This is a genomic window from Mesorhizobium sp. CA6 (assembly GCF_020165035.1).
GTDB lineage: Bacteria > Pseudomonadota > Alphaproteobacteria > Rhizobiales > Rhizobiaceae > Mesorhizobium.
Genome location: NZ_JAIUHI010000002.1, coordinates 273,706 through 299,431 on the forward strand (window position 1 = coordinate 273,706; position 25,726 = coordinate 299,431).

Sequence of the window (25,726 nt, forward strand, 5' to 3'; positions counted from 1 at the left end):
AGCCGGAGCGGAGCGGACATGTAGTCCGTGAGCACCGGAAGTCGAGAAAGGCGCGTCAGTTGACCGGCCTCATGAATTCATGTCGGAATTTTAGGCGCAGACGCGGTTGCGGCCCTGCTTCTTCGCCTCATAGAGCTGGCGGTCGGCGCGGCGGTAGAAATCCTCCGCGCTCTCCTTGTGGTCCCAGACGGCGAGGCCGACGCTGGTGGTGACCTTCAGCCGCACATTGCCCGACATGATCGACATGTTGGCGACCGCCTTGCGGATGCGCTCGGCGAACCTGGCGAGCAATTCGACATCCATGTTGGGGGTGACGACGGCAAACTCCTCACCGCCCAGCCGCGCCACCACATCGTGATAGCGCGTCATGCCCCGCAGGCAGGTGGCGACGGCCCTCAGCACCTCGTCGCCGACGTCATGGCCATGCGTATCGTTGACCTGCTTGAAATGGTCGAGATCGAGGATCATCAGCCCGACCGGCCTGTCGATGCGGCGAAACTCGTGGAGATATTCGCGCAGCGCATCATCGAAATAGCGGCGGTTCTGCATTCCGGTCAGACTGTCGGTGAGCGCCGCCTGCTCGAGCGTCTGCGAGCGGGCACTTAGCGAAACCGTCATGGCCCTGAGCTTGCCCTCTTCCCGCACCTGGCCGCGGATCAGCGGGTAGATGAAGAAGGTGCCGAAGAACAGCGCGGTTGCCAGCAGCGCCCCGGTGACGAACAGAAGTTTGTTGAGATAGACGATTCTGTCGACGCGCGATGCGGCATCGAGGTCGGCGGCGATGTCCTGCAACTGGCCATAGGCATGGAAGGTCACCAGGCCCGCGGCCAGGATCACAAAAATAAAGACGAAAAATGCGGATTCCGCCTTGTGGAAACGCATCAACTCCCCGCGGCACTGTAGCCCCAAAGGTTATGGCATGGCCGACCTTACGGACCGTTAATCCGAACAACCTTGGCGAGAATTGGAGCCGGCGATTTTAAGGCGCTGATTGAAAAAGCTTTTAGTCAGTCCTGAACAGCCGGTTCGTCGCCCGGCCGCAGCCTGCGCCACTCCCCGCCCAGCTGATGCCTGAACCATGTCGACTGGCGCTTGGCATATTGCCGGGTCGCGATCTTGGCGCGCTCAATGGCTTCGGGAAAATCCGATTGTCCGGCCATCGCCGCCTGCAGCTCCCGCACGCCGATCGCTTTCATAGCCGGCAGGTCCGGGTCGAGGCCGAGCGCGGTGAGTCGACGCACTTCGTCGAGAGCGCCCTTGTCGAGCATCTGGTCGAAACGCGCCTCGATGCGCCGGACCAGTTGCTCGCGGTCCGGCTCAATGACCAGGAAGCGCGCGCTGTCGCGATCGATCAGCGGCCGTCCGCGCACCGCCTGCCATTCGAGGATCGAGCGCCCGGAGGCGTCGAGCACTTCGAGCGCCCGCACGATACGCTGGCCGTCGGTCGGCCTGAGTTGCATGGCCATAGCCGAATCCTCGTGCATCAGCAGGCGATGCAGCCTTTCGGCCCCTTGCTCCTTGAGCTCGTAGCGCCAGCGCTCGCGGACGGACGCCGGAATGTCCGGCATATCCGAGATGCCTTCGGTCAGCGCGCGGAAGTAGAGCCCGGTGCCGCCGACGAAAGCGACCGGACGGCCCGACAGCACGCCGTCTTCGATCAGCTTTGTCACGTCGCGCAGCCAGGCGCCGGTGGAATAGGCGGTGGCGGGATGGACATGGCCGTAAAGGAAATGCGGAACGCGTGCCATTTCGGCGGCGCTCGGCCGCGCCGTCAGGACGTCGAGCACCGAATAGCCCTGCATGGAATCGGTGTTGACGATGATCCCGCCATTGCGTTCGGCGAGATCGAGCGCCAGCGCCGACTTGCCGCTGGCGGTCGGCCCGGCTATCAGGGTCGCGTTCTTGATGCGGCCTTCGCCCGCCTGCCTGCCGGAATCTTCGATGCCGCTGATCGCCACTTTAGTGTCCCGTCCAGAAGCCCGCGCCGTGCCGGCCTCGCTTGCGAATATGGCCTTGCGGGCCGCCGGCGCAAGCGCCGTTCATTGGCTGGCTGAGGACGTCGCCTGCGACCTCGTTTTGCCGCAGACGCCGGATATCGGCAAAATGACCGCCAATCTGCGCGCGGCGCTGGCTTCCGAGCCGGTCGACGTCATCGTCCAACCGGCCGAAGGCAGGCGCAAGAAGATCCTGCTCGCCGATATGGATTCGACCATGATCGACCAGGAATGCATCGACGAGCTTGCCGACGAGATCGGCGTCAAGGATCATGTGGCGGCGATCACCGCGCGCTCGATGAATGGCGAGATCGCCTTCGAGCCCGCCTTGCGCGAGCGCGTGGCCTTGCTGAAAGGCCTCGACACAGCCGTGGTCGACCGCATCATCGCCAACCGGCTGACGCTCGCCGCCGGCGGCCGGGCGCTGGTGCAAACGATGCGCGCCCATGGCGCCTGGACGGCGCTGGTCTCCGGCGGCTTCGACGTCTTCACCAGCCGCATCGCCGCCATGCTGGGCTTCCAGGAAAACCGCGCCAACCGCCTGATAGAGAAAGACGGCACGTTCACCGGCATGGTGGCCGAGCCGATCCTCGGCCGCGCCGCCAAGGCCGAAGCGCTGCTCAACATCGCGAAGAGGCTCGGACTGACCACCGAGGACGCGATTGCGGTTGGGGACGGCGCCAACGACCTCGATATGATCCGTCTTGCCGGCACTGGCATCGCGCTTCACGCCAAGCCGACGGTGGCCGAGCAGGCCCGCATCCGCATCGATCACGGCGATCTGACCGCGCTGCTCTATCTCCAGGGCTATCGCCGGGATGAGTTTTCAGAATGAAGCCGATCCGCACCGAGCGCCTGATCTTGCGCAACTGGGAAGAGCGCGACCGCGCGCTTTTCCACCGCATCAACTCCGACGAGCGCGTGATGGAATTCTTCCCGTTCCGCCGCGACCGTGCGACCGCCGACGCCATGATGGACGAATTCCGCGGCTGGATCGAGGAGGATGGCTACGGCTTCGCCGCCGCCGAGATAGTGGCCACCGGCGAATGCATCGGCTTCGTCGGCCTCCTGGATACGGATGATGTGCCATCGCTACCGGAAGGCACGATCGAGATCGGCTGGCGGCTGGCGCCGGAATTCTGGGGCAAGGGCTATGTCACCGAAGCGGCTGAAGCCTGGCTCGCCTATGGCTTCGAAACGTTTGGCGTCGACGAAATCGTATCGTTCGCGGTCGCCGACAATCATCGTTCGGTCGCAGTCATGAAGCGACTCGGCATGCAAGCCGATGCGGGCGCCGATTTCGATCATCCGAGCGTTCCCGACAGCCATCCGCATCTCAAGCGGCATGTCCTCTACAGGCTGTCGCGCCGCGACTGGCAGGCACGAAAAAGGGCGGCTCGCTAGCCGCCCTATTCATTGAAACACCAATCGGTTACCGGACGTTCCGGACTCAATCCATCCGGATCGTTACGAAGCGCAGTTCGCCGGTCTTCGACGCCAGCATCAAGAGCGCGTTCTTGCGGCCCTGCTCCTTCAGCGCGCCGATCCGGTCCATCACGTCCTTCGGCGTGCCGACCGATTCCTGCGCGATCTCGGTGATCACCTCGCCGGGCTGGATGCCCCGCTCGGCCGCCGCCGAATTCTTGGCGACGTCGGTGATGACCACGCCGGACACATCGGCCGCGATGCCGAACTTCTGCCGTGTCTGGTCGTTGAGCTCGCCGACCGTCATGCCAAGCACCGAGGCCGTCGACACCGGAGGCGTCGCCTTGTCGCCCTTGTCCTGGTCGGTGTTGCCGTTCTCGCCGCTGGCCAGCTTCTCGCCGTCCTCCAGCCGTCCGAGCGTCACCTTGACGGTCTGCTCGACGCCCTTGCGCACGATGACGACGTCGACCGCCTTGCCGACCGGGCTTTCGGCGACGACACGCGGCAAGTCGCGCATTTCATGGATATCCTTGCCGTCGAACTTGATGATGACGTCGCCGGCCTGCACCGACCCGTTGTCGACCGGCCCGCCCTTGATGACGCCGGCCACCAGCGCGCCCTTTGCGGTCGCCATGCCGAGGCTTTCGGCGATGTCCGCCGTCACCGGCTGGATGCGCACGCCAAGCCAGCCGCGCCGCGTCTCGCCATATTGGCGAAGCTGATCGACGACGCCGGCGGCAAGCTGCGAAGGGATGGAAAAACCGATGCCGATCGAGCCACCCGACGGCGAGATGATTGCCGTATTGATGCCGATGACCTCGCCCTCGGCATTGAACAGCGGGCCGCCGGAATTGCCGCGGTTGATGGCGGCGTCGGTCTGGATGAAGTCGTCATAGGGGCCGGAATTGATGTCGCGGTTGCGCGCCGAGACGATGCCGACCGTCACCGTGCCGCCCAGGCCGAACGGATTGCCAATCGCCATCACCCAGTCGCCGACGCGCATCTTGGTGGAATCGCCGAATTTCACCGCCGTCAGCTTGTGACCCTTGGGGTCGACCTTCAGCACCGCGACATCGGTCTTGGTGTCGGTGCCGACGAGCGTCGCCTTCAGCGTGACGCCGTCGGAGAAATTGACCTCGATATCGTCGGCATCGGCGATGACGTGGTTGTTGGTCACCACAATACCCTGCTCGGCGTCGACGACGAAGCCGGAGCCGAGCGACTGCACCTTCTGCCCGGCGCCGCCCTTGTCGCCGCCACGGTTCTTGAAGAAATCGTCGAAGAAGTCCTGGAACGGCGAGCCCTCGGGCAGCTGCGGCATCGGCACCGCGCCCGGCCCTTCCGTGCCTTTCACCGTCTGTGAGGTCGAGATGTTGACCACCGCGCCAAGCAGGCGCTCGGCGAGATCGGCGACCGAGGGCGGCCCGTCGGAGGCGATCGTCGGCGTGACGAAGGACGGGACGGCAACAATGCCGACCGCGAATGCGGTGGCGCCGGCGAAGACCATGCGCCGCGCCGCGCGCAACAGGGTGTCGGATATCATCGTGGCCTCCCGGTGTGTCTGAAAAGGGCAGGCGTTTTCCGCAAAGACGCCCTGTTCGGCTCATGTTGGCAAGAAATACGGCACGTTTGCGGCTATGCCAATCTTCTCAGGATAAATCGTCCGTCGCCGCGGCACCAATGAATTTCATCAGCCGCGAACCAGCCACACAATGGCGACGCCAACCGCGATTGCCGCCAATCCTCCGAACCGCAGCGCGTTCTCGGGCATCGACTGCATTTCGCTCGCCAGTTTCCGGGCAAGGCCCGGAAACCCGCCATAGACCAGGCCCTCTATCACCAGGACCAGCCCGATCGCCGCGACAAAGTCCTGCACCGCCGCTACTGGGCGGTGCCGGGTTGCGCGGCCGGTGCGGCAGGCGTCGCGGGCGCGGCCGGCTGCCCGGGCTGAGGCTTGCTGCCCGGATCGCGGAAGTAGCGGAAGAACTCGGATTCGGGCGAGAGCACCATCGTCGTTCCGGTGCTGTCCAGCGCCGTGCCGTAGGCATTCATCGAGCGATAGAAATCGAAGAAGGCCGGGTCGCGCTTATAGGCGTCCGCGAAGGTCGCGCTGCGCTGCGCCTCGCCCTCACCGCGCAGGATCTCCGATTCCTTCTGCGCCTCGGCGACGATCTCGACGACCTCGCGGTCGGCACGCGCCCTGATGCGCTGCGCCGCCTCGTTGCCGCGCGCCCTCAGACGCTCGGCTTCCGCCAGGCGCTCGGCCTTCATGCGGTCATAGGTCTGCTGCGAGACCTCCGCCGTCAGGTCGGTCCGGCGGATGCGCACATCCTCGATGTCGAGGCCGAGTGAGGTCGCATCGGGGCGAAGCTGATCGCGCACCTCGCGCATCATGACGCCGCGTTCCTCCGAAAGCGCGGCCTCGAAGTCGCGCAGGCCGTAGACACGGCGAAGCGCCGCATCGAGACGTGTCCGCAGCCGTGCCTCGGCCAGTTCAACCTGACCGGACACCGCCGCGCGGAACGTGCGCGGATCCGAGATGCGATAGGCGATGAAGGCGTCGACCTCGTAGAACTTGCCGCCCGAGACCTGGACGCGGATGTTGTCGAGGTCGAAGCGCATCACCCGCTTCTCGACCATCTGCACGCTGTCGGCATCGAAGAAGGCGAACGGCGCCTTGAAGTAGATGCCGGGCTCGTTCTTGACGTCGATGATCTCGCCGAACCTGAGCACGATCGCCTGCTGGCCGGCATTGACGACGAACACCGCGGAGTAGAGCAGGAACAGAAGGACAGCCGCGATGACGGCGATGATGGGAAGACGGTTGGCCATCACTGGTTGCCTCCGGTCGTGACGCCGCTCAGTGGGGCCGGCGCCGGCTGCGCTTTCGGCTGCAAAGCCGGCAGCGGCAGGTAAGGCAGCACGCCCTGACCGTTCCCCTGCTCGACGACGACCTTGTTGGAGTCCTTCAGGATCTTCTCCATGGTTTCGAGGTAGAGGCGCTTGCGCGTGACGTCGGGCGCCTTGGCATATTCGTTGTAGACGGAGATGAAGCGCTGCGCCTCGCCTTCCGCCTCCTGCACCACGCGGTTCTTGTAGGCGGCGGCGTCCTCGCGGACCTGAGCCGCCTGGCCGCGCGCCTGGCCGAGCTTCTGGTTGGAATACTGGTTGGCCTGCTCGACGAACTTGTCCTCGTCCTGCTCGGCGCGCTGCACCTCGTCGAACGCATCGGCCACCTCGCGCGGGGGCGCTGCGTCCTCGATCGAGACTGCGTTGACCTGGAGACCGGTCTTGTAGCCGTCGAGCGTGCCCTGGATGATCTCGCGCACCCCGGTTGCGATACCCTGGCGGTCGTCGCGGAAGATGTCCTGCGCCGGCCGCCGGCCGACGACTTCGCGCATGGCGCTCTCGGCGACCTGGGTCAGCATGCCGTCAGGATCTGAAACATCGAACAGATAGGCTTTGGGATCGGAGACCTGGTAGGCGACCGAGAACTGCACGTTGACGATGTTCTGGTCGCCGGAGAGCATCAGCCCGGAGCCGCTGCTCGACCCGCCGCCGATGCTGACGAGCTGCTCGGAGATCTTGGCGGTCTCGACCGTTTCGATCGGCCACCAGTGGAAATGCAGGCCCGGCTGCGAAAGCTCGGACTTCGGCTGGCCGAAGCGCAGTTCGACCGCAACCTCGTCGGGCTGCACGGTGTAGATCGCCTTGAAGGCCCACAGCACGATGAGCGCCACCGCGATCAGCCCGAGCACGGCCGGGCTCGCGCCGCCGCCGCCCGGAAGCGCGCGTCGCAGCCTGTCCTGGCCGCGGCGGATGATGTCCTCGAGATCGGGGGGCGAACCCTGCGGGCCGCTTGGCCCTTTCGGTCCCTGCCCCCAGGGCCCCTGATTGCCGCCGCCGCCCCATGGGCCGCCGCCACCGCTCTTGTCGTTCCAGGGCATGAATGTCCTTTCGCTTCGGTTCCCTCGGGCCTTGCGGCGCAATCCTAGCGCATGACCACGAAAACCCATATCGGTTTTCGAAAAGGAATCATGCCCCAAAATCAAAGTATTACGGCGGCCTGTTGCGCGTCCGGTTGGACGCGCGCCGCTGCAACACCGTTCTTCTATAGGGACGCCTTGACCCGCTTTCAACGCGATGTGCCATCGTCCCGTGCGATTTGGACGGATAGCGACCCTTTGTCGTCGTCAACGATCGTCGCGCCGGCGCTCGTAAACCGTGTAACGCGTGGCGTGGCTGTCTTTCTCTCCGGCAGGAAAATCCTCGGCGCTGACGACTTGCCAGATGCTTGGATCGATCGGCGGGAAATGCGCATCGCCATCGACGCTGGCCAGCACATGGGTCACATGCAGCCGGTCGGCAAGCGGCAAGGCCTGGGCATAGATCTCGCCGCCACCGACCACGCAGACCTCCTCAGCTCCCGCCATGCAGCGTCCGCGCACCCTGGCCAGCGCGATCGCGTCATCCAGCGAGTGGGCCACCTCGATGCCCTCGGCGCGCCAGGCCTTGTCGCGCGTCACCACGATATTGAGCCGGCCGGGCAGCGGCCGGCCGATGCCTTCATAGGTCTTGCGGCCCATGATGATCGGCTTGCCCATCGTGTCGGCCTTGAAGCGCTTGAGATCGGTGGAAAGCCGCCACGGCAGGCCGCCTTCGCGGCCGATCACGCCGTTTTCGGCGATGGCGACATAGATCGCGATATCCATCAGCCGCCGTTCCCGCCATTGTCCGACGGCTCAAGCAGAAGGATGTCGATATCGTGCTCGGGATAAAAATCCTTCGCGGTGACCTCGAACGTCGTCGGCCCGACCTTTTTGACATTGTCGCCGCAAAAGGAGACGAGGTTTTTTGGGCTGCCCTTGTCGATAGTGAGCTTGAAATCGCCAATCGTCCCGGCCGCCCAGTTGCCGCCGGTGGTCAGGATATAGGCGATGCGGCTCTCGTAATATTTCGGATAACCGTCCGGATTTGCCTTGGCCGCCTTGCGCACCGCGTTCTCGAACGTCTGATCCATGCAATAGCGGGTCTTGTAGGCCGCATACTGGCCCTGGAACTGCCCATCATAGAAAAAGCTGACCGAGGAGGTGCCCCCGACGCTGGGCTTGTAGCGGTGCGAGACATGAACCTCCTTGTTGGCCGGGAAGGTCGAGCGCCACCAGTAGGTCGAGCGCAGCTGCCAGAACGGCGCAAAGGTGGTTTGCATGCCCGAGCCGTCATCGGCGGTATCTTCGATGATGATGCCGCGATCTTCCCAGTCCTTGGCGATATCCTTGGGCAGCTTCGCCAGCGCCGCCTTGGCGGCGCCGCCGAATGGATAGAGCGGCACGTTCTGCGCCTTGAGGTCGGCGGTGATGTCGATGCCGAGCGCCAGCGCCTTTTGCTCCAGCTGCGGCTTCGCATCGACGCCGTCGATCGTCACCTCGAAGCCGAGGAAATTATCGCTCTGAGCCTCCGGGATTGCCGGCATCTCGTTCGGATCGCCCTCGATGTCGGGCATCGGGAACGCGACTATGGAGCTGACATCCTTGTCGGTGTTGTTGCGGAAGACATAGTCGACCGTCACCTTCTCCGGCGAGATGAAAAGGTCCTCGCTCTGCATGGCGACGGCGTCGCTGCGCGACAGGATCAGCCCGCCTGTGCCGAGCTCGGCGACGGAATCATTGGCGAAGGCCGGAGCGGCCGTTATTACAAGCGCTGCGGTCGTTACGGTGCGTAACATGGACCCCCTCCTCTGTGCCGCGATACCCGGATCAGCCGGATGCGCTCTTCCATCTACCCGTTCAAGATAGCGTTTCAAAGCCCTTCGTCACCGGATACGGGTACTTCTGGACACCGCGTCGCCGATCGGGCAGGAGATCGCCATGCGCAAGCTTCTCGTCATCGGCATCGGCGCCGGCAATCCCGACCACATGACGGTCCAGGCCATCGACGGCCTGAACCGCGCCGACGCGCTGTTCATTCCCGACAAGGGAGCGAAGAAGAACGATCTTGCCGATCTGCGCCGGCAGATCTGCGACCGCTTCGTCACCAATCCGAAATCGCGCCGGGTCGAGTTCGATGTGCCGGTTCGGGCCGAACCGACATCGTCCTATCGTGTGACAGTCGACGACTGGCACGAAGCGATCGCCGATATCTATGAGGCTCTGATCCGCGACGAGCTTGCCGAAGATGGCTGCGGCGCGTTCCTGATCTGGGGCGATCCGTCGCTCTATGACAGCGCGCTGCGCATCCTCGAGCGCGTGCGCCTGAGAGGCAATGTCGGTTTCGAGCTCGAGGTCATCCCCGGCATCACCGCGATCCAGGCGCTGGCCGCCGCCCACGCGACCGCGCTCAACCGCATCGGCGATTCGATCCTGGTGACGACCGGTCGCCGGTTAACCGAAGAAGGACTGCCAGCCAATGCCGGCTCCACCGTCGTCATGCTCGACGGCAAATGCGCCTTCAACACGCTTGCCGACAAGGACGTCCTTATCCAGTGGGGCGCCTATCTCGGCACGCCCGACGAGATCGTCATCTCCGGACGCCTGGGCGACGTCGGTGCCGAAATCGAAAGGGTTCGTGAAGACGCCAGACGAAAGAAGGGCTGGATCATGGACATTTATCTGCTGAGAAATCAGGGAATCAGGCAGTAGGGAATAGGGAATAGGCAGTAGAATAATGGGCAATTGGAGGCCTCGGTTTTCAAGCATCCAAGACATCTTGTCCTTCTGCCTACTGCCTACTGCCTACTGCCTCATCCAGCATCGATCTCCGCCTGCAGAGCCTGCATATGGACGGCGGCGGCCGATGAAGCGGCGCGCTCTATGGCGCGAAACCGGCTGACGACCGCCAAACCCGCCGATGTCAATTGCGCGCCGCCGCCCTTGCGGCCGCCGGTCTGCGCCGCGACCAGCGGCTTGCCGAACACGCGGTTCATGTCCTCGACCAGATCCCAGGCGTGCTTATAGGACATCTCCATGCCGCGCGCCGCGGCCGAGATCGAGCCGAAGGCGGCGATCTGCTCCAGCAATTCGATCTTGCCCGGGCCGATCCGGCCATCGGGGTCGAGGTTTATCCGCAGGCTGAGCGACGGCATTTCATCTCCTCGGATTCCACCGCACGACAATAGTCCCTATGGGAAGGACGCGCTATTCCAAATATACATAGCGACATGATCGAGATCCTCAAACGCCGACTTCGGCAGGCAGGCCGGCGCCGGTGTTTGCGCGATCGAAGCTCACCGTCTTGATGACCGCGAAGACCTGGTTTCCCAGCTTGAGGCCAAGCGCCTGCCGCGATTGCTCGGTGATCCGCGCGATCACAACCGCGCCATGGCAATCGATGCCGATCTCGACCTCGGGCCCCTCGCCCGGCTTCATGCCGACGATCGTTCCCGACAGGATATTGAGCGCGCTGAGGCCGGCGGGTTTCTCGGTGGCGACCATCACGTCGCGGGCCCGGATGCGAATGCGCACCGGAGCGCCCGCCGCCCGCGCCAGTTTCGGCACGCGGATTTCGCCGGCCTGCGAGGCAAGCACCGTCATGCCAAAGACCTCGTCGTGACGCAGGACTTTGGTGTCGAGCACCGCTCCGCCCTCGCCGCGCTCCTCCGCCGGCAGCAGATCCAGCCGCTGCATGATCGCCTCGGTCGGCCCCGCGGCCGCGACCTTGCCTTGCGAAAGCACCACGACGTCGCTCGCGAGCCGCGCCACCTCGGCGACGGAATGGCTGACATAGACGATCGGGATCTTCGTCTCGTCGCGCAGCCGTTCGATATAGGGCAGGATCTCGGCCTTGCGCGCTTCGTCGAGCGATGCGAGCGGCTCGTCCATCAGAAGCAGTTTCGGGCTGGCAAGCAGCGCGCGGCCGATCGCGACACGCTGCTTTTCGCCGCCCGACAGTTTCGCCGGCCGACGGTCGAGCAGGTGACCGATGCCGAGCAGGTCGACCACCGCATCCATCTTGGCGTAGCGTTCGGACGCCGGCGTGAACCAGCGACCGTAGCGCAGATTGCCGGCGACGCTCATATGCGGGAACAGCCGCGCATCCTGGAACACCATGCCGATGCGCCGCTTGTGCATGGGCACGAAGATCCGCGCGGCGGTGTCGACCAGCACGTTGCCGTCGGCCGAGATGCGCCCCGTGTCCGGACGGATCAGGCCCGCGATCAGGTTGATCAGCGTCGACTTGCCCGAGCCCGATGGCCCGAACAGCGCCGTCAGCCGGCCGGCGCTCTCGAAACGCGTCTCCAGGGCGAATTCGCCCAGCTGATGGCGGATATCGACGGAGACCGTCATTCGATGTCCATCCGCCGGCCGACGCGGCGCGCCAGCACTTCCGAGGCGATTAGCGCGACCATTGAGATGACGATCGAGATCAGCGTCAGCCTGAGCGCGCCTTCGTCGCCGCCAGGCACCTGCGTGAAGGTGTAGATCGCCGAGGGCAGCGTCTGTGTCTCGTTGGGGATGTTGGAGACAAAGGTGATGGTGGCGCCGAATTCGCCCATCGCCTTGGCGAAGGAAAGGATCGCGCCGGCGATCAGGCCGGGCAGGATCAACGGCAGCGTGATGGTGGCGAACACCCAGAGCGAGTTGGCGCCGAGTGTGCCGGCGGCGGCCTCCATCTTGCGGTCGACCGCCTCGATCGACAGTCGGATGGCGCGCACCATCAACGGGAAGCCCATGACCCCGCAGGCCAGTGCCGCGCCCGTCCAGCGGAACGAGAAGACAATGCCGAAATGCTCGGCAAGGAAAGCGCCGGCCGGCCCGCGCCGGCCGAAGGTGAGCAACAGCAGATAACCGGTCACCACCGGCGGCAGGATCAGCGGCAGATGCACCAGCCCGTTGAGCAGCGTCTTGCCCCAGAAACGCCCCCGCGCGAGCAGGAGCGCGATCAGGATGCCCGGCGGCAGGCTGGCGATCATCGCCACCGTCGCCACCTTGATCGACAGCCGCACCGCATTCCATTCGTCGGGAGTGAGGTCCAGCAGCCAGTTCATAATTGTGTTTGCGCGGCCTTTCTCAGTTGCTCGGTGCGAGCACCGTGAAGCCCTGCTCCTTGAACAGGTCGGCGGCCTTGGCCGACTCGACGCATTTCAGGAAGGCCGCCGCATCCTTGTCCTTCGAATCGGCGGTCTGGGCAATCGGGTAGATGATCGGCGGATGCGAATCTTCCGGGAAGGTGCCGACGACCTTGACGCCCTTTTCGGCATGCGCGTCGGTGGCGTAGACGATGCCCAGAGCCGCCTCGCCCGTCGACACCAGCTTGAGAGCTGCACGCACATTCTCGGCCTGCGCGATCTTGCCCTCGACCGACGACCAGACGCCCAGCGATTCCAACGCCGCCTTGCCGTATTTGCCGGCCGGCACGGCCTTGAAATCGCCCATGGCAAGCCTGCCGTCGCCGATCAGCTTGGCGAGGTCGAAGCCCTTCTCGATCTTGGTCTCGACCGCGGAATCCTTCGGCGCCACCAGCACGATCTGGTTGCCGAGCAGCTTCACTTCGGTATCAGGCTTGGTCAGCTTCTTGTCGGAGAGATATTTCATCCAGTCGAGGTCGGCCGAGACGAAGATGTCGGCCGGCGCGCCGCCTTCGATCTGCTTGGCGAGCGCCGAGCTCGCCGCGTAGGAAATGGTCGCTGCTTCGCCGACTTCCGGCTCGCAGGCCTTGTTGACCGCGTCGAGCGCTTCCTTGAGGCTGGCCGCGGCAAACACGACCACCTTGTCGTCGGCATGGGCCGTCGGCACCGCCGTCATCAGCATCGCTGTCAGACCGCCAATTGCGGCCGCCTTCAACCCGAAACCCTTGCCCGTCATGCAGTCTCTCCGTGGTTTCAAAATCCGTACCGCCCAAAGCCTTGGACCGATATATCCGTCTGAACATAACAAGGGAAGGCTTTTCACCTGTCGCGGCATTGTGCGCCGGCGCGATCTCAGCCTACGGTGAATGCGAAACGGAAGGGCGAAGCTCAAAGAGAGACGCGTGAAGATCAGCGCCTGCAACACCTCAAGGGCAAGGTGACCGAGATCGTCAAGGGAAGCCACCGCTTCGCATGTCAGATCGACATCGGCGGCGACGCGTCAGTCACCGCGTCAATCACCAAGCGGTCGCCGACCTCGCGCTCGAGAAGGGCAAGCAGGCCTATGCGGTAATCAAGGCCTCGGACGTCATGGTTGGCATCGATTAAGCCGAAGCTGGCTCATACCGCGATAGGCGCCTTGATATTCGCGTCCGCGAAATAATTCTCGAGGCGGAAATCCTCGAAGCGGAAGGCGAAGAGGTCCTTCACCTCCGGATTGATCCACATCGTCGGCAAGGCCTTGGGCGTGCGCCGGAGCTGCTCGCGCGCCTGCTCGAAATGGTTCGAATAAAGATGCGCATCGCCCAGCGTGTGAACGAAGTCGCCGGGCTTCAGCCCGGTGACCTGCGCCACCATGAGGGTGAGCAAGGCATAGGAGGCGATGTTGAACGGCACGCCGAGGAAAATATCGCCCGAGCGCTGGTAAAGCTGGCACGAGAGCCGGCCTTCCGAAACATAGAACTGGAACAGGCAGTGGCAGGGCGGCAGCGCCATCGCCTCGACTTCGGCCGGGTTCCAGGCCGAGACGATCAGCCGGCGCGAGTTAGGATTCCGGCGTATCTCCTTCAAAAGGCCCGCAATCTGGTCGATCTCGCCGCCACGCCCGTCCGGCCATGAGCGCCATTGCTTGCCATAGACCGGCCCGAGATCGCCGTTCTCGTCGGCCCATTCGTCCCAGATGGTGACGCCATGATCATTGAGATATTTGATGTTGGTGTCGCCGGCCAGAAACCACAAAAGCTCGTGGATGATCGACTTCAGATGCAGCTTCTTGGTGGTCGTAACCGGAAAGCCGCGCGAAAGGTCGAAGCGCATCTGGTAGCCGAACACCGAGCGCGTGCCTGTCCCCGTACGGTCGCCACGGTCGATGCCATTCTCCAGCACATGCTTCAACAGGTCGAGATATTGGCGCATCGGCTCCGCCTCGATTCGGGTGACATATAATCATAGCGAATGTGCGCGCCGACGCCACGTCTGTCTGAAATCCTTCCCTACGCGAGGCGGCAGGACCTTTTCAGAATTCGCTCTGGCGAGTCGAATAGCGTGGTTTTCGAGAACCGGAGCGGAGCGTACTTAAAGTACGTGAGCACCGGAAGCGCAGAAAACCGCGCTAGTCGGCCGCCAGAGTAGAATTATCAAAAGGTCCTACAGAGAGCCGAGTTTGCCGAGATCCTTGGCAACCAGATAATAGAAGGTCACGCGGCTCTTGGTGTTGTCGGCCTGCATCGCCTTGCAGGTCTTCTCGATCGAGGCATTCGCCTTTGCGGCATCGGCGATGCCGAGCTTCTTGCCGATCCAGTTCTCCCGCACGCGATCGAGTTCCTTCGGGTCGGTGCAGGACACCAGCGAGGAATCGCGGTTCCTGAGCGCAATGCCCAGATGCTTGACGATCTTATCGACCGCGTCGGCGCTGGCGCCGGCATCATATTTCTTCACATCCGCAAGATAGTCGGCCATCAAACTTCCCCTCGTCGGCGCCACGGATCCGGTCGATGAGGGTTGTGGCGCGCCGCGCAACCTGTGCGCTAGGTCAGAGACTCCTCACCGGCAGCGAGATTTGATTGAGTAGGCGCGCAAGTCAACCCTTGGCTGCCGTTTGGCACAACCGGTTAAGCGCCGGTTTTGGCCTTTATTTTTCCCTCGCCGCTCCCTATATACGGTTCGTCGGTTTGACCGACTATGGCGATAAACAGGCGATGAAATAAGCCGTTCGGACCCGGGGGCGGTACCCGGCGCCTCCACCAAAAACCGCTCTGGCTGACGGAGCGGCTTTTGCTGGGGGCGAAATAGGATCGACGAAGGTGTAAAGATCGTACTTTTGCCCGGCATTGTACCACCGTTATCGGGCTAAACTTATAGTTGCCAACGACAACTATGCGGAAGCTCGTCTCGCTGCTTAATGCGGCGCGAACGCTTCAAATCAAGCCCTAGGGGTTCGCACTTCTAGGCGGGGTTCGGAGGTACCTGGCAACAGAAACCTCCACCTTTCCCCTCTTTGCTTCTCCAACCAACCGAACGGCCAAGGCTCGTCCGGCGCCTGATGCGCGGACACAGCCTTGCCGCCCATCATCCATGGACAGGCGATGCAAGACGATACCGATCGATTTTTCGTGCTGACCGGCGGCCCCGGCTCCGGCAAGACCACGCTGATCGAGGCGCTGAAAGCTGCGGGGTTCGCGACCGCGCCCGAAGCCGGGCGCGGCATCATCCGCGACCAGATGGCCATCGGCGGCCCTGCCCTTCCCTGGCAGGACCGCGCGTTCTTTGCCGAGCTGATGCTGTCTTGGGAGCTGCGCTCCTGGCACGCCGCACATAACGAACCCGGCCGGGTGTTCTTCGACCGCGGCGCGCCCGACACGATCGGCTACCTCAGGCTCTGCGGCCTGCCGGTGCCGGACCACATCACGAGCGCGGCTGAAAAATTCCGCTACGCGCGCCGCGTCTTCGTCGCCCCGCCATGGCCGGAGATTTTCACTCAGGACGAGGAGCGCCGGCAAACGCTCGACGAAGCCGAGCGCACATTCCGTTCGGTGACGGGCGTGTATGCGGAGCTCGGCTACGATCTGGTGCCGTTGCCTCTCGCTGCGGTCGATGAACGGGTGCGCTTCGTCCTCGATCAAACAGCTTCGCGAAGGACATGAAAAAGGCCGGGATCGACCCGGCCTTTCTATCTTCTCAACGGCTGTCCTACTCCGCCGGCGCTTCGACCGCTTCGCGCGCGCGGCCGAGCGTCAGCTTGGCCAGAGTGAAGGAGATCACGGCGCACAGCGCGATGCCCGCCACCATCGGCAGCGGCGTGCCGTCGAAGAAGATACCGGCGACGCCCATCGCCAGCGCGCCGATGGCGAAGTGCAGCGTGCCCATCAGCGCCGAGGCCGTGCCGGCGATCTCGCCATGCTCTTCCATCGCCAGCACCGAGGTGGTGGGGATGACGAGGCCGAGGAAACCGTAGCCGACAAAAAGCAGCGCGGCCATCACGTCGAGCCGGTCGACGCCGGAGGCCATGATCGCGAACAGCGCCACCATTACCGTGGCATAGCCGGTGACCGCCACCCAGACGACGCGCTTCAACCCGAAGCGGTCGGCCAGCAACCCGGTCAGCTGCGACATGCCGATGAACGCGACCGCGTTGATCGAGAAGAACACGCTGTAGACCGACGGCGACAGGCCGTAATGGTCGATCAGGATGAAGGACGAGCTCGACAGATAGACGAAGAAGCTCGCAATGCCGAAGCCGGCGATCGCCACCAGGCCGAGGAAGTTGCGGTCGCCCATCAGGTAGCGGTAGCCGGCAAGCGCCGTGCCGAAGGATGAACCGGCGCGCTCTTCGACGGGCCGCGTCTCCTTGAGCGAGGTGGCAAGCAGGATGGTGGCCAAAGCGGCCGCGCCCGTCACCGTCCAGAACACGGCGCGCCAGCCGAAGCTCTCGATGATCTGGCTGCCGGTCAGCGGCGCCAGAATCGGCGACACCGAGAAGACCAGCATCAAGAGCGACATCAGCTTGGCGGCCTCGTTGCCGGTGTGCAGGTCGCGCACGATGGCGCGCGGCACCGCCATGCCGGCGCTGGCGCCAAGCCCTTGCAGAAAGCGGAAGGCGATCAGCCACTCGATGGTCGGCGCCATCGCCGAGCCGACGCCGCCGACCATGAACAGCGCTAGGCCGGCGTAAAGCGGCGTCTTGCGGCCGACCATGTCGGAGATCGGGCCGACGACGATCTGCCCAAAACCCATCGACAGAAAGAAGATCAGAAGGCTCATCTGCACGGCGGCGGTGCCGGCATGCAGGTCCTGGCCGATCGAAGGCAGCGCGGGAAGATACATATCGATCGCAAATGGGCCGATCGCGGACAACAAGCCGAGCACGACCGCGATGCGGAGGAATTTGGGACTCATGATAAGGCTCTTTCGGATCTGGTTGCCGCCGCAAAATGCCGGCGTCTGAACCCAGGACGTTCCATCCCGCGGAAATCCTACGTCCAAGGGCGAATTTCTTCGCCCTTTCCGTGCGGGCTTCCTTTATTGTGTCCACAAATTTAGACAGGCTTGTCCAATTCGTCAATCACCGCTATATAGATTTTTCATGAAGCACGGCGTTTCTCCTGACACTTTCCCGCCACGCAGCCACGAGGCCAAGCGCGTGTCGGTGGTCGACGCCGCCGCTTCCGTTTTCTGCCGCGAAGGCTATGCCGGCGCCAATATCGACCTGATCGCGGCCGAGGCCGGCGTTTCACGGCAGACCGTCTACAACCACCATGGCGACAAGGAAAAGCTGTTCGTCGCGGTCGTACGCGACCTGACGGAGCGCTGCAATGCCGGCATCTTCGCCACCATCGCCAGCTTTCCCGATCAGCCCACGGACCTGGAAGCCGACCTGATCGCCTTCGCCGTGCGCATGAACCGCAACTGCATCTGCAACCGCGACGGCCGTTTCCTGCGCAAGCTGATCCAGGCCGAAGGCGAGCGTTATCCGGAGCTGTTTGCCGAATGGCGCGAGCAAGGCCCGGGCCGTACCTGGTCGGCGCTTGCCGCGCGCTTTGCCCGGCTTGCCTTCGCCGGCCACCTGTCGATCGGCGACCCCGACGTCGCGGCGCGTCAGTTCTTCGCCCTCGTCAACGCCGAGCTTCAGATCACTTTCATGCTGGGCGGCGTGCCCACCGAGGAAGAGGTGCTGCGCTCGGCCACGAACGGCGTGCGGACCTTTCTCGGCGCCTTCGCCAGAAGGAAATCGCCAGCCGCCAAGCAGGCTGCGCTCGCTCACGCCTGAGCCATCAAATCGCCGGCACCCCTCTTGGCCTCACGGCTTTGCGCCTATATGCGGTTTACGCCGCGCTCAAGCTTGATTACAGCTATGCGGACGATTCAACGGAACCCGACCATCAGATGGCCGACGACCACATCCGCTACGACATTCTGGCCCAGGAGGCTCTGCGCGGTGTCATGCGCAAGGTCCTGGCCGAGGTCGCGCGCACCGGCCTTCCGGGAAATCATCATTTCTTCATCACCTTCCTGACCGGCGCGCCGGGCGTGCGCATTTCGTCCAGGCTGCGCGAGCGCTATCCGGAGCAGATGACCATTGTCATTCAGTTCCAGTACTGGGACCTCAAGGTGACGGATGCCGGCTTCGAGGTCGGGCTTTCCTTCTCCGACGTGCCGGAAAAGCTCGAAATCCCCTTCTCCGCCGTGCGCGGCTTCTACGATCCGTCGGTCAATTTCGAGCTCGAATTCGACGTCAAGACGGAAAGCGCCGAAGACGAGGCCGCGGCTCCGGCCCCCGAACCGGTCGCCGTCGTTCCCGAGAAGAAGGCGGAAAACAAGAAGAAGGCCGCCGAGGCCGAAAAGAAGCAGGCGGTCGCCGAGACCGGCGCCAAGGGCGCCGACGTCGTTTCGCTCGACGCCTTCCGCAAGAAGTAGCCCGGCGCCATGGGCGAGGTCATCAATCTCCGCCAGGCCCGCAAGCATAAAGCGCGCACCGAGAAGGAACGCCGGGCCGGCGAGAACCGGGCGCTGCACGGCCGCTCGAAGACAGAGCGCGAGCGTGACAGGCTGACATCGCAGAAGGCCGAGAAATTCGTGGCCGGCCATCGCCGGGAAAAACCCGACGACCCTGGCGAGCGCTGAGTCCTGCAATGGCCGCGGTCGAGAAACGTTCGGTAACGATCCGCGGTCACCGCACCAGCTTTTCCCTGGAACAGCCCTTCTATGACGACCTCATCGCCATCGCCGCCGAGCGCTCGCTGTCGCTCGCGGCCTTGGTCGCGGAGATCGACGAGACTCGGACCCGCGATGCGAACCTGTCATCCGCGCTGAGGCTCTACGTGCTGGCCTGGGCAAAACGCGGCGGCGCCGCGTCCTAGACCGCGCTATCGCTGATGCTTTGTTGCGTCTTGCGCTTTGCGCCGAAGCTCAGCAATGCCGTGCGGTCGCGTTCCTCCGCCTGCTTTTTCGACCTTACCCGCATCATGTCTTTCCAGCCGATATAGCCGACGAGCCGTTCATCCTCGCGTGAGACGACCGGCAGATGCGAGACATTGGCGAGCAAAAGCTTGTCGGAAAGCGCTTCGAGATATTCGTCCGGATAGGCCAGCGTGATCTTGTTGCCGGCCAGCAATTCGCCCAGCGTCGCCTTGCGATGCTTGCCGTTACGGCGCCAGCGCAGGATCGCCGGCGGATCGATGACGCCGAGCACATGCCCCGCTTCATCGATGACCGGGAAGCTCGGATGCCGCGTGTCCGGAGCGGTCAGGAAGGCTGCCGCGCCATGTAGCGTCATCGTTCCCGGCACGCTCTGGACCTTGGTGGTCATCACTTCCTTGACCCTGGTCAGGGCGAAAGGATCGACACGATATTCGCGCACGAGATGGTGCCCACGCCGCGCCACTTTTTCGGTCAGGATCGAGCGCTTCATCAACAGCACGGTGACCGCATGCGCGGTGGCGGAGGCCGCAATCAGCGGCACCAGCACATGCGTGTTGCCGGTAAGCTCGGTGGCAAAGAAGGTCGCGGTCAGCGGCGCGCGCATGGTGCCGCCCATCGTCGCCGCCATCGCCAGCAGCGGCCAGAAGCCGGGGCTTGCCTCGGGCAGGATACCCGAAAGCACCGCGCCCATCGCGCCGCCCATGATGAGCAGCGGCGCCAGCACGCCTCCCGAGGTCCCAGACCCCAGCGCAACCGACCAGATGACGGCCTTCACCACCAAAAGCAGCAGCGCGGCGGTGGCGACGGTGCGGCCGTCGAGCATGTTGGCGATGTTGTCGTAGCCGACGCCAAGCGCGTGCGGCTCGATAAGTCCGCCGATGCCGACCACCAGGCCGCCGATCATCGGCCACCACATCCAGTGTATCGGCAGCTTCAGGAAGGCATCCTCGCAGGCATAGACCAATTGCGTCAGCAGTCCCGAAAGCAGCCCGGCGGCGATGCCGACCAACACCCAGCCGCCCAGCCCGGCGATCGATGAATCCATGCTGCCTGAGAACGGAAAGATCGGGCTCGGCAGGTGAAGCAGGCTGCGCTCGACTTCCGCGACGATTGCCGCGACGGCGACGGGGATGAAGCTGCGCGGCGTCCATTCGAACAGGAGCAGTTCGACCGCAAGCATGATGGCGGCGATCGGCGTGCCGAACACCGTCGTCATGCCGGCCGCTGCACCCGCCACCAGCAGCGTCTTGCGCTCATTGTCGCTGACCGGCAGCATCTGCGCGATCAGCGAGCCGATGGCGCCACCGGTCATGATGATCGGGCCTTCGGCGCCGAACGGTCCGCCCGAGCCGATCGAGATCGCCGACGATAGCGGCTTCAGCACCGCGACCTTGGCGTCGAGCCGCGAGCGCCCGAGCAGGATTGCCTCGATGGCTTCAGGAATGCCGTGGCCGCGGATTTTCTCGCTGCCGAAGCGCGCCATCAAGCCGATGATCAGCGCGCCCACCACCGGCACGAGCACCGCGGCGAGCCCAAGCGGCGTGTCCTCGAGCCTTAGCTCGGCCAGCGAAAACTGGCCGAAATAGGCGATGTTGGTGGCAAGCCGGATGAGCTGCAGGAGCACGATGCCGGCAAAAAGCCCGGCGGTCGCCACCACTACGGCGATGGCTGCAATAAACAGCACGCGCGGATCGGTCGTGAAGTCGCGAAGATGGCCGTTGCCGGCACGAGCGGATTTCATTTTGGGAGCCTGAACTTTCTGACGGCACGTAGACCGCCCGGTTTCAAGTGGCCTCATATCGTAACACGATATAAATCTGCAAGGCTGTTTTCAATCGCTGCGCCGCGTCATTTTGGACAGGGATCGCGACGGCCAGTTGAGCTTTTGCACGAAAAGACCATAAGTCGGGAAATGACGCCGCCAAAACCACGTCCCGCCATCAGCAAGGCCGACTACCAGCGGCTATCGCAGTTCCGTTATCTGATCCGCCGTTTTCTCGAATTCAGCCAGGTCCAGGCCAACGAGGCGGGCCTCACGCCGCGCCAGCACCAGGCGCTGCTATCGATCAAGGGATTTCCAGGCGGCGGACCGGTGGCGGTGGGCGACCTTGCCGAGCGGCTGCGCATCCGCCATCACAGCGCGGTGGAACTGGTGAACCGCCTCGCCGAGGCCGGCCTGGTCATACGCGATCAGGACAAGAGCGATCACCGCCGCGTGCTGCTGCAGCTCACCCCTTTGGCCGACGATCGCCTGGCCGACTTGTCGGCCGCGCATCTCGACGAGCTTTCGCGCATCGAGCCGATGCTGCGGCGCCTGCTCTCCCGCCAGGAAGAGTCCTAGGCGCGGTGGCTGGTTTCGCTACGTGTGACGTAAGGCTCAACCGCCGTCGAGCGATTTCAACAGATTGTCGATTGTGAACGGGTTGGCCTTCGGCTTTGCCGGCGCCGGGGTCGCACCGCCGTTGACACCGGGCAGCGACCGATCGGTCTTCGGCTCGGCCGCCTTGCGCTCCGCCTCCAGCTTCTCCTGCTCCGCCTTCTTGCGATCGGCTTCGGCCTGCGCCTTGGCCGCCTCATCCGCGGCCCGCTGCTCGGTCTCGGCCTTCGCCTGTGCTTCGGCCTGAGCCTTGGCGTCGGCTTCCGCCTTGGCCCTCGCCTCTTCGTCGGCCCTGGCTTTTGCCTCGGCCTCCGCTTGTGCCTGCGCTTCAGCCTCGGCTTTTGCCTTGGCTTCCGCCTCGGCCTTCTGCCGCGCCTCCTCCTCTTGCCGGCGCAGCTCCTCGGCCGCCTTGTCGCGCTCCGTCTGCAGCGCCGCGTAATAGCGTACCTCGCGCCGCAGCCGCTGCTTCTCCAGCAGCGCTGCCTGCATCGCCTCGACCCGCTGCTGTTCCTTCTCCAGAGCGCGCTGCGTCAGGAACTGTGCCAGAGGGCCGCTGTCGAACTGGGGCGCGGCCCCGAGCGGACCGGCCAGGCTGAAATTGACGGCCGGCTCGGAACCGACCAGTGCCTCCTCGCCGGGACGATAGGTCAGCGTCCCCTTTGCCGTGACGGTGCTCGTGTTGAGATCGGCGGTCACGTCGGCGGACAAGGTCGCGCCGGGATTATCGAGGCTGACCGGCGGCACGCGCAGTGTCCCATTGGCGATGGTGAAGGCCACATCGGTGTCACCGGCGGCAAAGCTGCCGTCGCTTGCGATCTGCGGCGCGAACTCCGCGGTCTTGGCCGTGTCGATATCGCGTCCGATCGCATCGGCCTTGGCGATGATGGCGCCGAAGCCGTCCGGATTGATGCCGTCCACTTTCAATCCCTTCAGCGCCGCGGTGCCGGACCCGGACAGGGCCGCAATCATGGCATCGACAGATTTGCCGCTGGTCGACAACGCCGCCGAAAGATCGCCGCTGCCGCCGATACCGGCGCCTGGCAGGACTGCGGAAAGATCGCTGCCGGCCAGCCTCATCTGGCCGGAGAACAGGCCGGTGCCGTCCGTGTTCTTCAGGTCGAACAGGCCGGTCAGCTCGCCGCCATAGAGCTTCGCCTTGAGGTCGGAGACATGGATGCCTTCGCGGTCGAGCTTCAGCGAGAATGAAGCGTCATGCGCCGTCGCGAAGGGCCCGACGGCGAGCGCCGATGTGTTGAGATCGAGGTCGGCGTTGAAGGGCAAGGTCGACTTCTGGCTGAACGGCGTCGTCGGCCAGCCGCCCTTGGCGGGCGCGAAGGACTGGTCGCCGAACAGCGAGACCGCCAGCGGATCGAGGTCGAGCTCGTCGAGCGCCAGCGCTCCCGCAACATGCGGCAGCCCGTCCTTGGCGTCGATATTGACGTCGCCGGACACCGCCGCCTTGTTGATCGAACCGGTGAGGCCGCTCAGCACCAGCAGCCCATTGCCGAAATCGGCATCGGCCGCCAGCGACGTCGATGTTCCCGTTCCCATGCCGGGCAAGCCTACCCCCGTCGTCATCAGCCACGGCTCGATATCGGCGGCACTAAGATTGACCTTGCCCTTGGCGGTGGCGCCTTGCGCCGTCTCGGCGACGATTCCGTCGAAGCTTGCCCTGAAGTCGTCGGCCGTCAGGTTGAAGCTGGTCGCGAGACCGCCGGCGACCGAGCCCTTCGCCGAGACCTCGGTGCTGGCGTGGCCGAGCATCCCGAGCGGCAGCGCCGGCAGGCCGTAAAGCGCAAGCAGCGTGGCGGCATTGTCGTTGCGGGCGTTGAAGGTGATCGCCACCGGCGCCTCGGACAGCTTGCCCACGGTTCCCTTGCCGGAAAGCGAAGCCGAGAAGGCCGAGCCGCCGGCCTTGCCCTGGGCCGAGAGCGCCAGGCCCGTGGTGCCGTCGCCATTGTCGGCGGCGCTGGTCAAGAGATCGATGCGCGCGTCCTGGAACAGTTCGGGATAGGCCGCCGCACGGCTGGCCAGGCCTTTGAGCGCGCCATTGCCGGGATAGTGCTGGGCCGCGACATCGATCAGCGGCTTGAGGTCCACCGCCACCACGGAAGCGTTGAGCTTGCCCGTCGGGCTTTGCGGGAAATCCTTGATCCGGCCCGTGGCGCTGATCGAGGCGCCGGCCAGGCCGCCGATCGAGAGCCGGTCGATCTCGAGCAGGCCCTCGCGCAGCCGCAGCGCCGTGTCGACACTATCGGCGCTGAACCCGCCGGCGCTGACCGGACCCGCCTTGATCTGGAAATCGAGATCGCGATCCGAAAAGCGGTTGGCGCCCTTGTCGCTGATGAAGATCGAGGCGAACGCCGCGAGCCCGTCCAGATCCATCTCGCCGCCCGTCAGCCGCATCAGCACCGATGGCCTGGCGCCGTCCGGCTGGCTGGAATCGATGCTACCCGAAAATTTCGCCTTGCCGAGGATGAGTTCGAGATCGCTGAACGACTGCCGGTTCTCGCTGAGATCGACCTTGGCCTTGAAGCCTGCCGCCGGGAGCCTACGGATCGCCTCGTCGACATCCTTCGACAGCCAGGCGGCAAAGCCGGAAGGCTGTCCGACGGCCAGCAGCAACGAGCCGGTGAAGCCGAAATGATCTTCGATGCTCAACATGCCGTCGGCTTCGAGCGTTGTGCGGCCCGGCAGCGTCGCGGCAAGCGACTTGACCGACCAACCCCCTTCGGCCGGCTCTGCCGACAGCCGCACGTCGCGCACCGTCGTGTCGCCCGCCACCACCGCCGGCAGCCTGACCTCGACCTTGCCCGGTATGGTCGGCTTTGGCATGTGCTGCAGCGTCCGCTCGAACGCCGCAATGCGCTGGTCGAGCGTGAAGCCGGCGCCGGTGGCCCCGCCGACGGCCTCGTCGAACTGCACCTGCGCCCCGCTGGCCTCGACCGAGAAATGCGGCTTCAGGCCGAGATCGACCGATGCCTTGCCGTCGGCGGTATAGGGATTGTCGAGCGGCCCGGTCTCGAAGCGGAACTCGTCGACATCGAGCTTCTGGTGGTCGAGCGCGAACTTGCCGTTCAGCCGGAAGCCCGGGTCGGGTTTGCCGGTGCTGACCTTGACCGGCTCGCCCTCGTTGCCGCGCAGCTCGGCCGAATTCCTGTCGTCGCCCGAAATCTTGAACTGGCCGGAATAGACCGCGGCGCCCTTGACGATGCCGGCATTGCCGTCGGCTTCGATGATCAGCGGATAGGCATCGGGATCCGCTTTCAGCCGGAGCCGCATCTGGCCGTCCGGCTCCACCTTGCCGGTGGAAGCCGAGACGTCGGCCCGCAGGCCGTCGAAGCGCAGCGTTCCGTCCATGCGCCACGGGCCGGTGAGCGCCTTGGCCGAAATCGTCATGTTGATCTCCGAGATCAGGTGGCTGCGCCCGCCGGCGGCATGGCGCAGTTCGATCTCCCCTTCGCTCACCGACAGCTTCTCGATCGCGATCTGGCCCGGATCGAAGGGAGCCGAGGGCCGGAGCGTCCAGTCGACGGTGCCGTCACCGGCGATATTGATGACGGCTTTCGGGTGCACCAGCCGCATGTCGAAGATCAGCACCTCGCCGCGCAGGAACGGCGCGAGCTCCGCATCCATGGAGAAGGTCTCGACCGTCATCGCCGGCTGGCCTTCCGGCCCGCCCGCGACCTCGACATTCGAGAAGGTCACCGACGGAAACGGCAACAGCCGCGCTGTCGCGTCGCCCTTCACCGTCACCTTGCGGCCGAGGACGGCGCTCGCCTCGCGCTCGAAATCGCCCCGGTAACCCGTCCAATCGATGAAATACGGCACCACCAGCGCCGCGCACAGCACCAGCACGAACAGGCCACCGAAGATCACGAACAGGCGGGCGAGCATCTGTTTCCCGGGTTGAAAGTCAGCCGCACTCTACCCGCATCCGCGTGTCGATAA

26 protein-coding genes, 1 other RNA gene and 1 pseudogene are annotated in these 25,726 nt (G+C 64.5%); 11 read left to right on the forward strand and 17 right to left on the reverse strand.

Going from position 1 to position 25,726, the window contains the following annotated elements; genetic code table 11:
* Positions 1 to 90: 90 nt before the first annotated feature.
* Positions 91 to 882, reverse strand: coding sequence for a GGDEF domain-containing protein (locus tag LB526_RS03530; RefSeq protein WP_140839836.1), 792 nt, complete (start codon positions 880 to 882; stop codon positions 91 to 93).
* A gap of 125 nt (positions 883 to 1,007) precedes the next feature.
* Entirely contained in the window at positions 1,008 to 1,952 is a 945-nt protein-coding gene (miaA, locus tag LB526_RS03535; RefSeq protein ID WP_224626412.1) for a tRNA (adenosine(37)-N6)-dimethylallyltransferase MiaA, read from the reverse strand.
* On the opposite strand from miaA, the gene serB reads away from it, so the two are divergent.
* Positions 1,942 to 2,829 carry a phosphoserine phosphatase SerB gene (gene serB / locus LB526_RS03540; protein WP_224626141.1) on the forward strand — a complete coding sequence of 296 codons (888 nt, stop codon included), beginning with the start codon at positions 1,942 to 1,944 and terminating at the stop codon, positions 2,827 to 2,829. The two genes, miaA and serB, sit on opposite strands and share 11 nt — an antisense overlap.
* Positions 2,826 to 3,398, forward strand: coding sequence for a GNAT family N-acetyltransferase (locus LB526_RS03545; RefSeq protein WP_224626143.1), 573 nt, complete (start codon positions 2,826 to 2,828; stop codon positions 3,396 to 3,398). The genes serB and LB526_RS03545 overlap by 4 nt, the downstream gene beginning before the upstream one ends.
* Positions 3,399 to 3,444: 46 nt before the next feature.
* Here LB526_RS03545 and LB526_RS03550 read toward each other — a convergent pair whose 3' ends face one another.
* The 6 genes from LB526_RS03550 to LB526_RS03575 all read right to left on the reverse strand — a co-directional run bounded on the left by LB526_RS03550 (position 3,445) and on the right by LB526_RS03575 (position 9,144).
* Entirely contained in the window at positions 3,445 to 4,962 is a 1,518-nt protein-coding gene (locus LB526_RS03550) for a DegQ family serine endoprotease (protein ID WP_224626145.1), read from the reverse strand.
* 147 nt (positions 4,963 to 5,109) lie between these two features.
* The gene (locus tag LB526_RS03555; RefSeq protein WP_095764777.1) at positions 5,110 to 5,295 is read right to left on the reverse strand and encodes a DUF2065 domain-containing protein; all 186 of its coding nucleotides are present in this window, start codon (positions 5,293 to 5,295) and stop codon (positions 5,110 to 5,112) included.
* 5 nt (positions 5,296 to 5,300) lie between these two features.
* The gene (gene hflC / locus LB526_RS03560; RefSeq protein WP_224626149.1) at positions 5,301 to 6,251 is read right to left on the reverse strand and encodes a protease modulator HflC; all 951 of its coding nucleotides are present in this window, start codon (positions 6,249 to 6,251) and stop codon (positions 5,301 to 5,303) included.
* Positions 6,251 to 7,366, reverse strand: a complete 1,116-nt coding sequence (gene hflK, locus LB526_RS03565) for an FtsH protease activity modulator HflK (RefSeq protein WP_140839826.1) — start codon at positions 7,364 to 7,366, stop codon at positions 6,251 to 6,253. Before hflK ends, hflC begins: the two co-directional genes overlap by 1 nt.
* Before the next feature lie 246 nt (positions 7,367 to 7,612).
* Positions 7,613 to 8,131, reverse strand: a complete 519-nt coding sequence (locus tag LB526_RS03570) for a dihydrofolate reductase (protein WP_095764774.1) — start codon at positions 8,129 to 8,131, stop codon at positions 7,613 to 7,615.
* Entirely contained in the window at positions 8,131 to 9,144 is a 1,014-nt protein-coding gene (locus tag LB526_RS03575; protein ID WP_224626152.1) for a DUF4424 domain-containing protein, read from the reverse strand. The genes LB526_RS03570 and LB526_RS03575 overlap by 1 nt, the downstream gene beginning before the upstream one ends.
* Before the next feature lie 142 nt (positions 9,145 to 9,286).
* On the opposite strand from LB526_RS03575, the gene cobF reads away from it, so the two are divergent.
* A complete protein-coding gene (gene cobF, locus LB526_RS03580; protein ID WP_224626154.1) occupies positions 9,287 to 10,057 on the forward strand; it encodes a precorrin-6A synthase (deacetylating) in 771 nt (256 codons plus the stop codon).
* 101 nt (positions 10,058 to 10,158) lie between these two features.
* Here cobF and LB526_RS03585 read toward each other — a convergent pair whose 3' ends face one another.
* From LB526_RS03585 to modA, 4 genes are all read right to left on the reverse strand, one after another.
* Positions 10,159 to 10,500: a winged helix-turn-helix domain-containing protein gene (locus tag LB526_RS03585; protein ID WP_140839820.1), complete on the reverse strand. Its 342-nt coding sequence runs from the start codon at positions 10,498 to 10,500 to the stop codon at positions 10,159 to 10,161.
* A gap of 88 nt (positions 10,501 to 10,588) precedes the next feature.
* The gene (gene modC / locus LB526_RS03590) at positions 10,589 to 11,701 is read right to left on the reverse strand and encodes a molybdenum ABC transporter ATP-binding protein (protein WP_224626156.1); all 1,113 of its coding nucleotides are present in this window, start codon (positions 11,699 to 11,701) and stop codon (positions 10,589 to 10,591) included.
* Positions 11,698 to 12,402, reverse strand: a complete 705-nt coding sequence (modB, locus tag LB526_RS03595; RefSeq protein WP_224626158.1) for a molybdate ABC transporter permease subunit — start codon at positions 12,400 to 12,402, stop codon at positions 11,698 to 11,700. Before modB ends, modC begins: the two co-directional genes overlap by 4 nt.
* Before the next feature lie 22 nt (positions 12,403 to 12,424).
* Positions 12,425 to 13,219 carry a molybdate ABC transporter substrate-binding protein gene (modA, locus tag LB526_RS03600; RefSeq protein WP_224626159.1) on the reverse strand — a complete coding sequence of 265 codons (795 nt, stop codon included), beginning with the start codon at positions 13,217 to 13,219 and terminating at the stop codon, positions 12,425 to 12,427.
* 166 nt (positions 13,220 to 13,385) lie between these two features.
* On the opposite strand from modA, the pseudogene LB526_RS03605 reads away from it, so the two are divergent.
* Positions 13,386 to 13,590, forward strand: a pseudogene (locus LB526_RS03605) (TOBE domain-containing protein).
* A 12-nt stretch (positions 13,591 to 13,602) separates the two neighbouring features.
* On the opposite strand, the gene LB526_RS03610 reads toward LB526_RS03605, so the two are convergent.
* The gene (locus LB526_RS03610) at positions 13,603 to 14,397 is read right to left on the reverse strand and encodes a thymidylate synthase (protein WP_224602043.1); all 795 of its coding nucleotides are present in this window, start codon (positions 14,395 to 14,397) and stop codon (positions 13,603 to 13,605) included.
* A 231-nt stretch (positions 14,398 to 14,628) separates the two neighbouring features.
* Positions 14,629 to 14,940 (reverse strand): DUF2853 family protein, encoded by a 312-nt coding sequence (locus LB526_RS03615; protein ID WP_042644091.1) that lies wholly within the window; start codon positions 14,938 to 14,940, stop codon positions 14,629 to 14,631.
* A 167-nt stretch (positions 14,941 to 15,107) separates the two neighbouring features.
* Between LB526_RS03615 and ssrA the strand changes: the two genes are divergently transcribed.
* Positions 15,108 to 15,468: a transfer-messenger RNA gene (gene ssrA / locus LB526_RS03620) on the forward strand.
* Between the two features lie 98 nt (positions 15,469 to 15,566).
* A complete protein-coding gene (locus tag LB526_RS03625) occupies positions 15,567 to 16,124 on the forward strand; it encodes an AAA family ATPase (protein WP_224626161.1) in 558 nt (185 codons plus the stop codon).
* Positions 16,125 to 16,170: 46 nt separating this feature from the next.
* Here the strand turns inward: LB526_RS03625 and LB526_RS03630 are convergent, their stop codons facing one another.
* The gene (locus LB526_RS03630; protein WP_224626163.1) at positions 16,171 to 17,376 is read right to left on the reverse strand and encodes a multidrug effflux MFS transporter; all 1,206 of its coding nucleotides are present in this window, start codon (positions 17,374 to 17,376) and stop codon (positions 16,171 to 16,173) included.
* Positions 17,377 to 17,563: 187 nt separating this feature from the next.
* Between LB526_RS03630 and LB526_RS03635 the strand changes: the two genes are divergently transcribed.
* The 4 genes from LB526_RS03635 (at position 17,564) to LB526_RS03650 (ending at position 19,337) form a co-directional block, all read left to right on the forward strand.
* The gene (locus tag LB526_RS03635; protein WP_095764764.1) at positions 17,564 to 18,247 is read left to right on the forward strand and encodes a TetR/AcrR family transcriptional regulator; all 684 of its coding nucleotides are present in this window, start codon (positions 17,564 to 17,566) and stop codon (positions 18,245 to 18,247) included.
* A 116-nt stretch (positions 18,248 to 18,363) separates the two neighbouring features.
* Positions 18,364 to 18,894, forward strand: a complete 531-nt coding sequence (locus LB526_RS03640; protein ID WP_095765528.1) for an SspB family protein — start codon at positions 18,364 to 18,366, stop codon at positions 18,892 to 18,894.
* Between the two features lie 9 nt (positions 18,895 to 18,903).
* Positions 18,904 to 19,101 (forward strand): DUF4169 family protein, encoded by a 198-nt coding sequence (locus tag LB526_RS03645; RefSeq protein ID WP_224626165.1) that lies wholly within the window; start codon positions 18,904 to 18,906, stop codon positions 19,099 to 19,101.
* 8 nt (positions 19,102 to 19,109) lie between these two features.
* Positions 19,110 to 19,337, forward strand: a complete 228-nt coding sequence (locus LB526_RS03650) for a ribbon-helix-helix domain-containing protein (protein ID WP_140727872.1) — start codon at positions 19,110 to 19,112, stop codon at positions 19,335 to 19,337.
* On the opposite strand, the gene LB526_RS03655 is transcribed toward LB526_RS03650, so the two are convergent.
* On the reverse strand, positions 19,334 to 21,139 hold the full coding sequence (locus LB526_RS03655; RefSeq protein ID WP_224626169.1) for a chloride channel protein: 1,806 nt from the start codon (positions 21,137 to 21,139) through the stop codon (positions 19,334 to 19,336). The genes LB526_RS03650 and LB526_RS03655 overlap by 4 nt on opposite strands.
* 171 nt (positions 21,140 to 21,310) lie before the next feature.
* On the opposite strand from LB526_RS03655, the gene LB526_RS03660 reads away from it, so the two are divergent.
* Complete coding sequence (locus LB526_RS03660) at positions 21,311 to 21,739, forward strand: MarR family winged helix-turn-helix transcriptional regulator (RefSeq protein ID WP_224626172.1); 429 nt, start codon at positions 21,311 to 21,313, stop codon at positions 21,737 to 21,739.
* 36 nt (positions 21,740 to 21,775) lie between these two features.
* Here LB526_RS03660 and LB526_RS03665 read toward each other — a convergent pair whose 3' ends face one another.
* Positions 21,776 to 25,672, reverse strand: a complete 3,897-nt coding sequence (locus tag LB526_RS03665) for an AsmA family protein (protein WP_224626173.1) — start codon at positions 25,670 to 25,672, stop codon at positions 21,776 to 21,778.
* Positions 25,673 to 25,726: the final 54 nt, after the last annotated feature.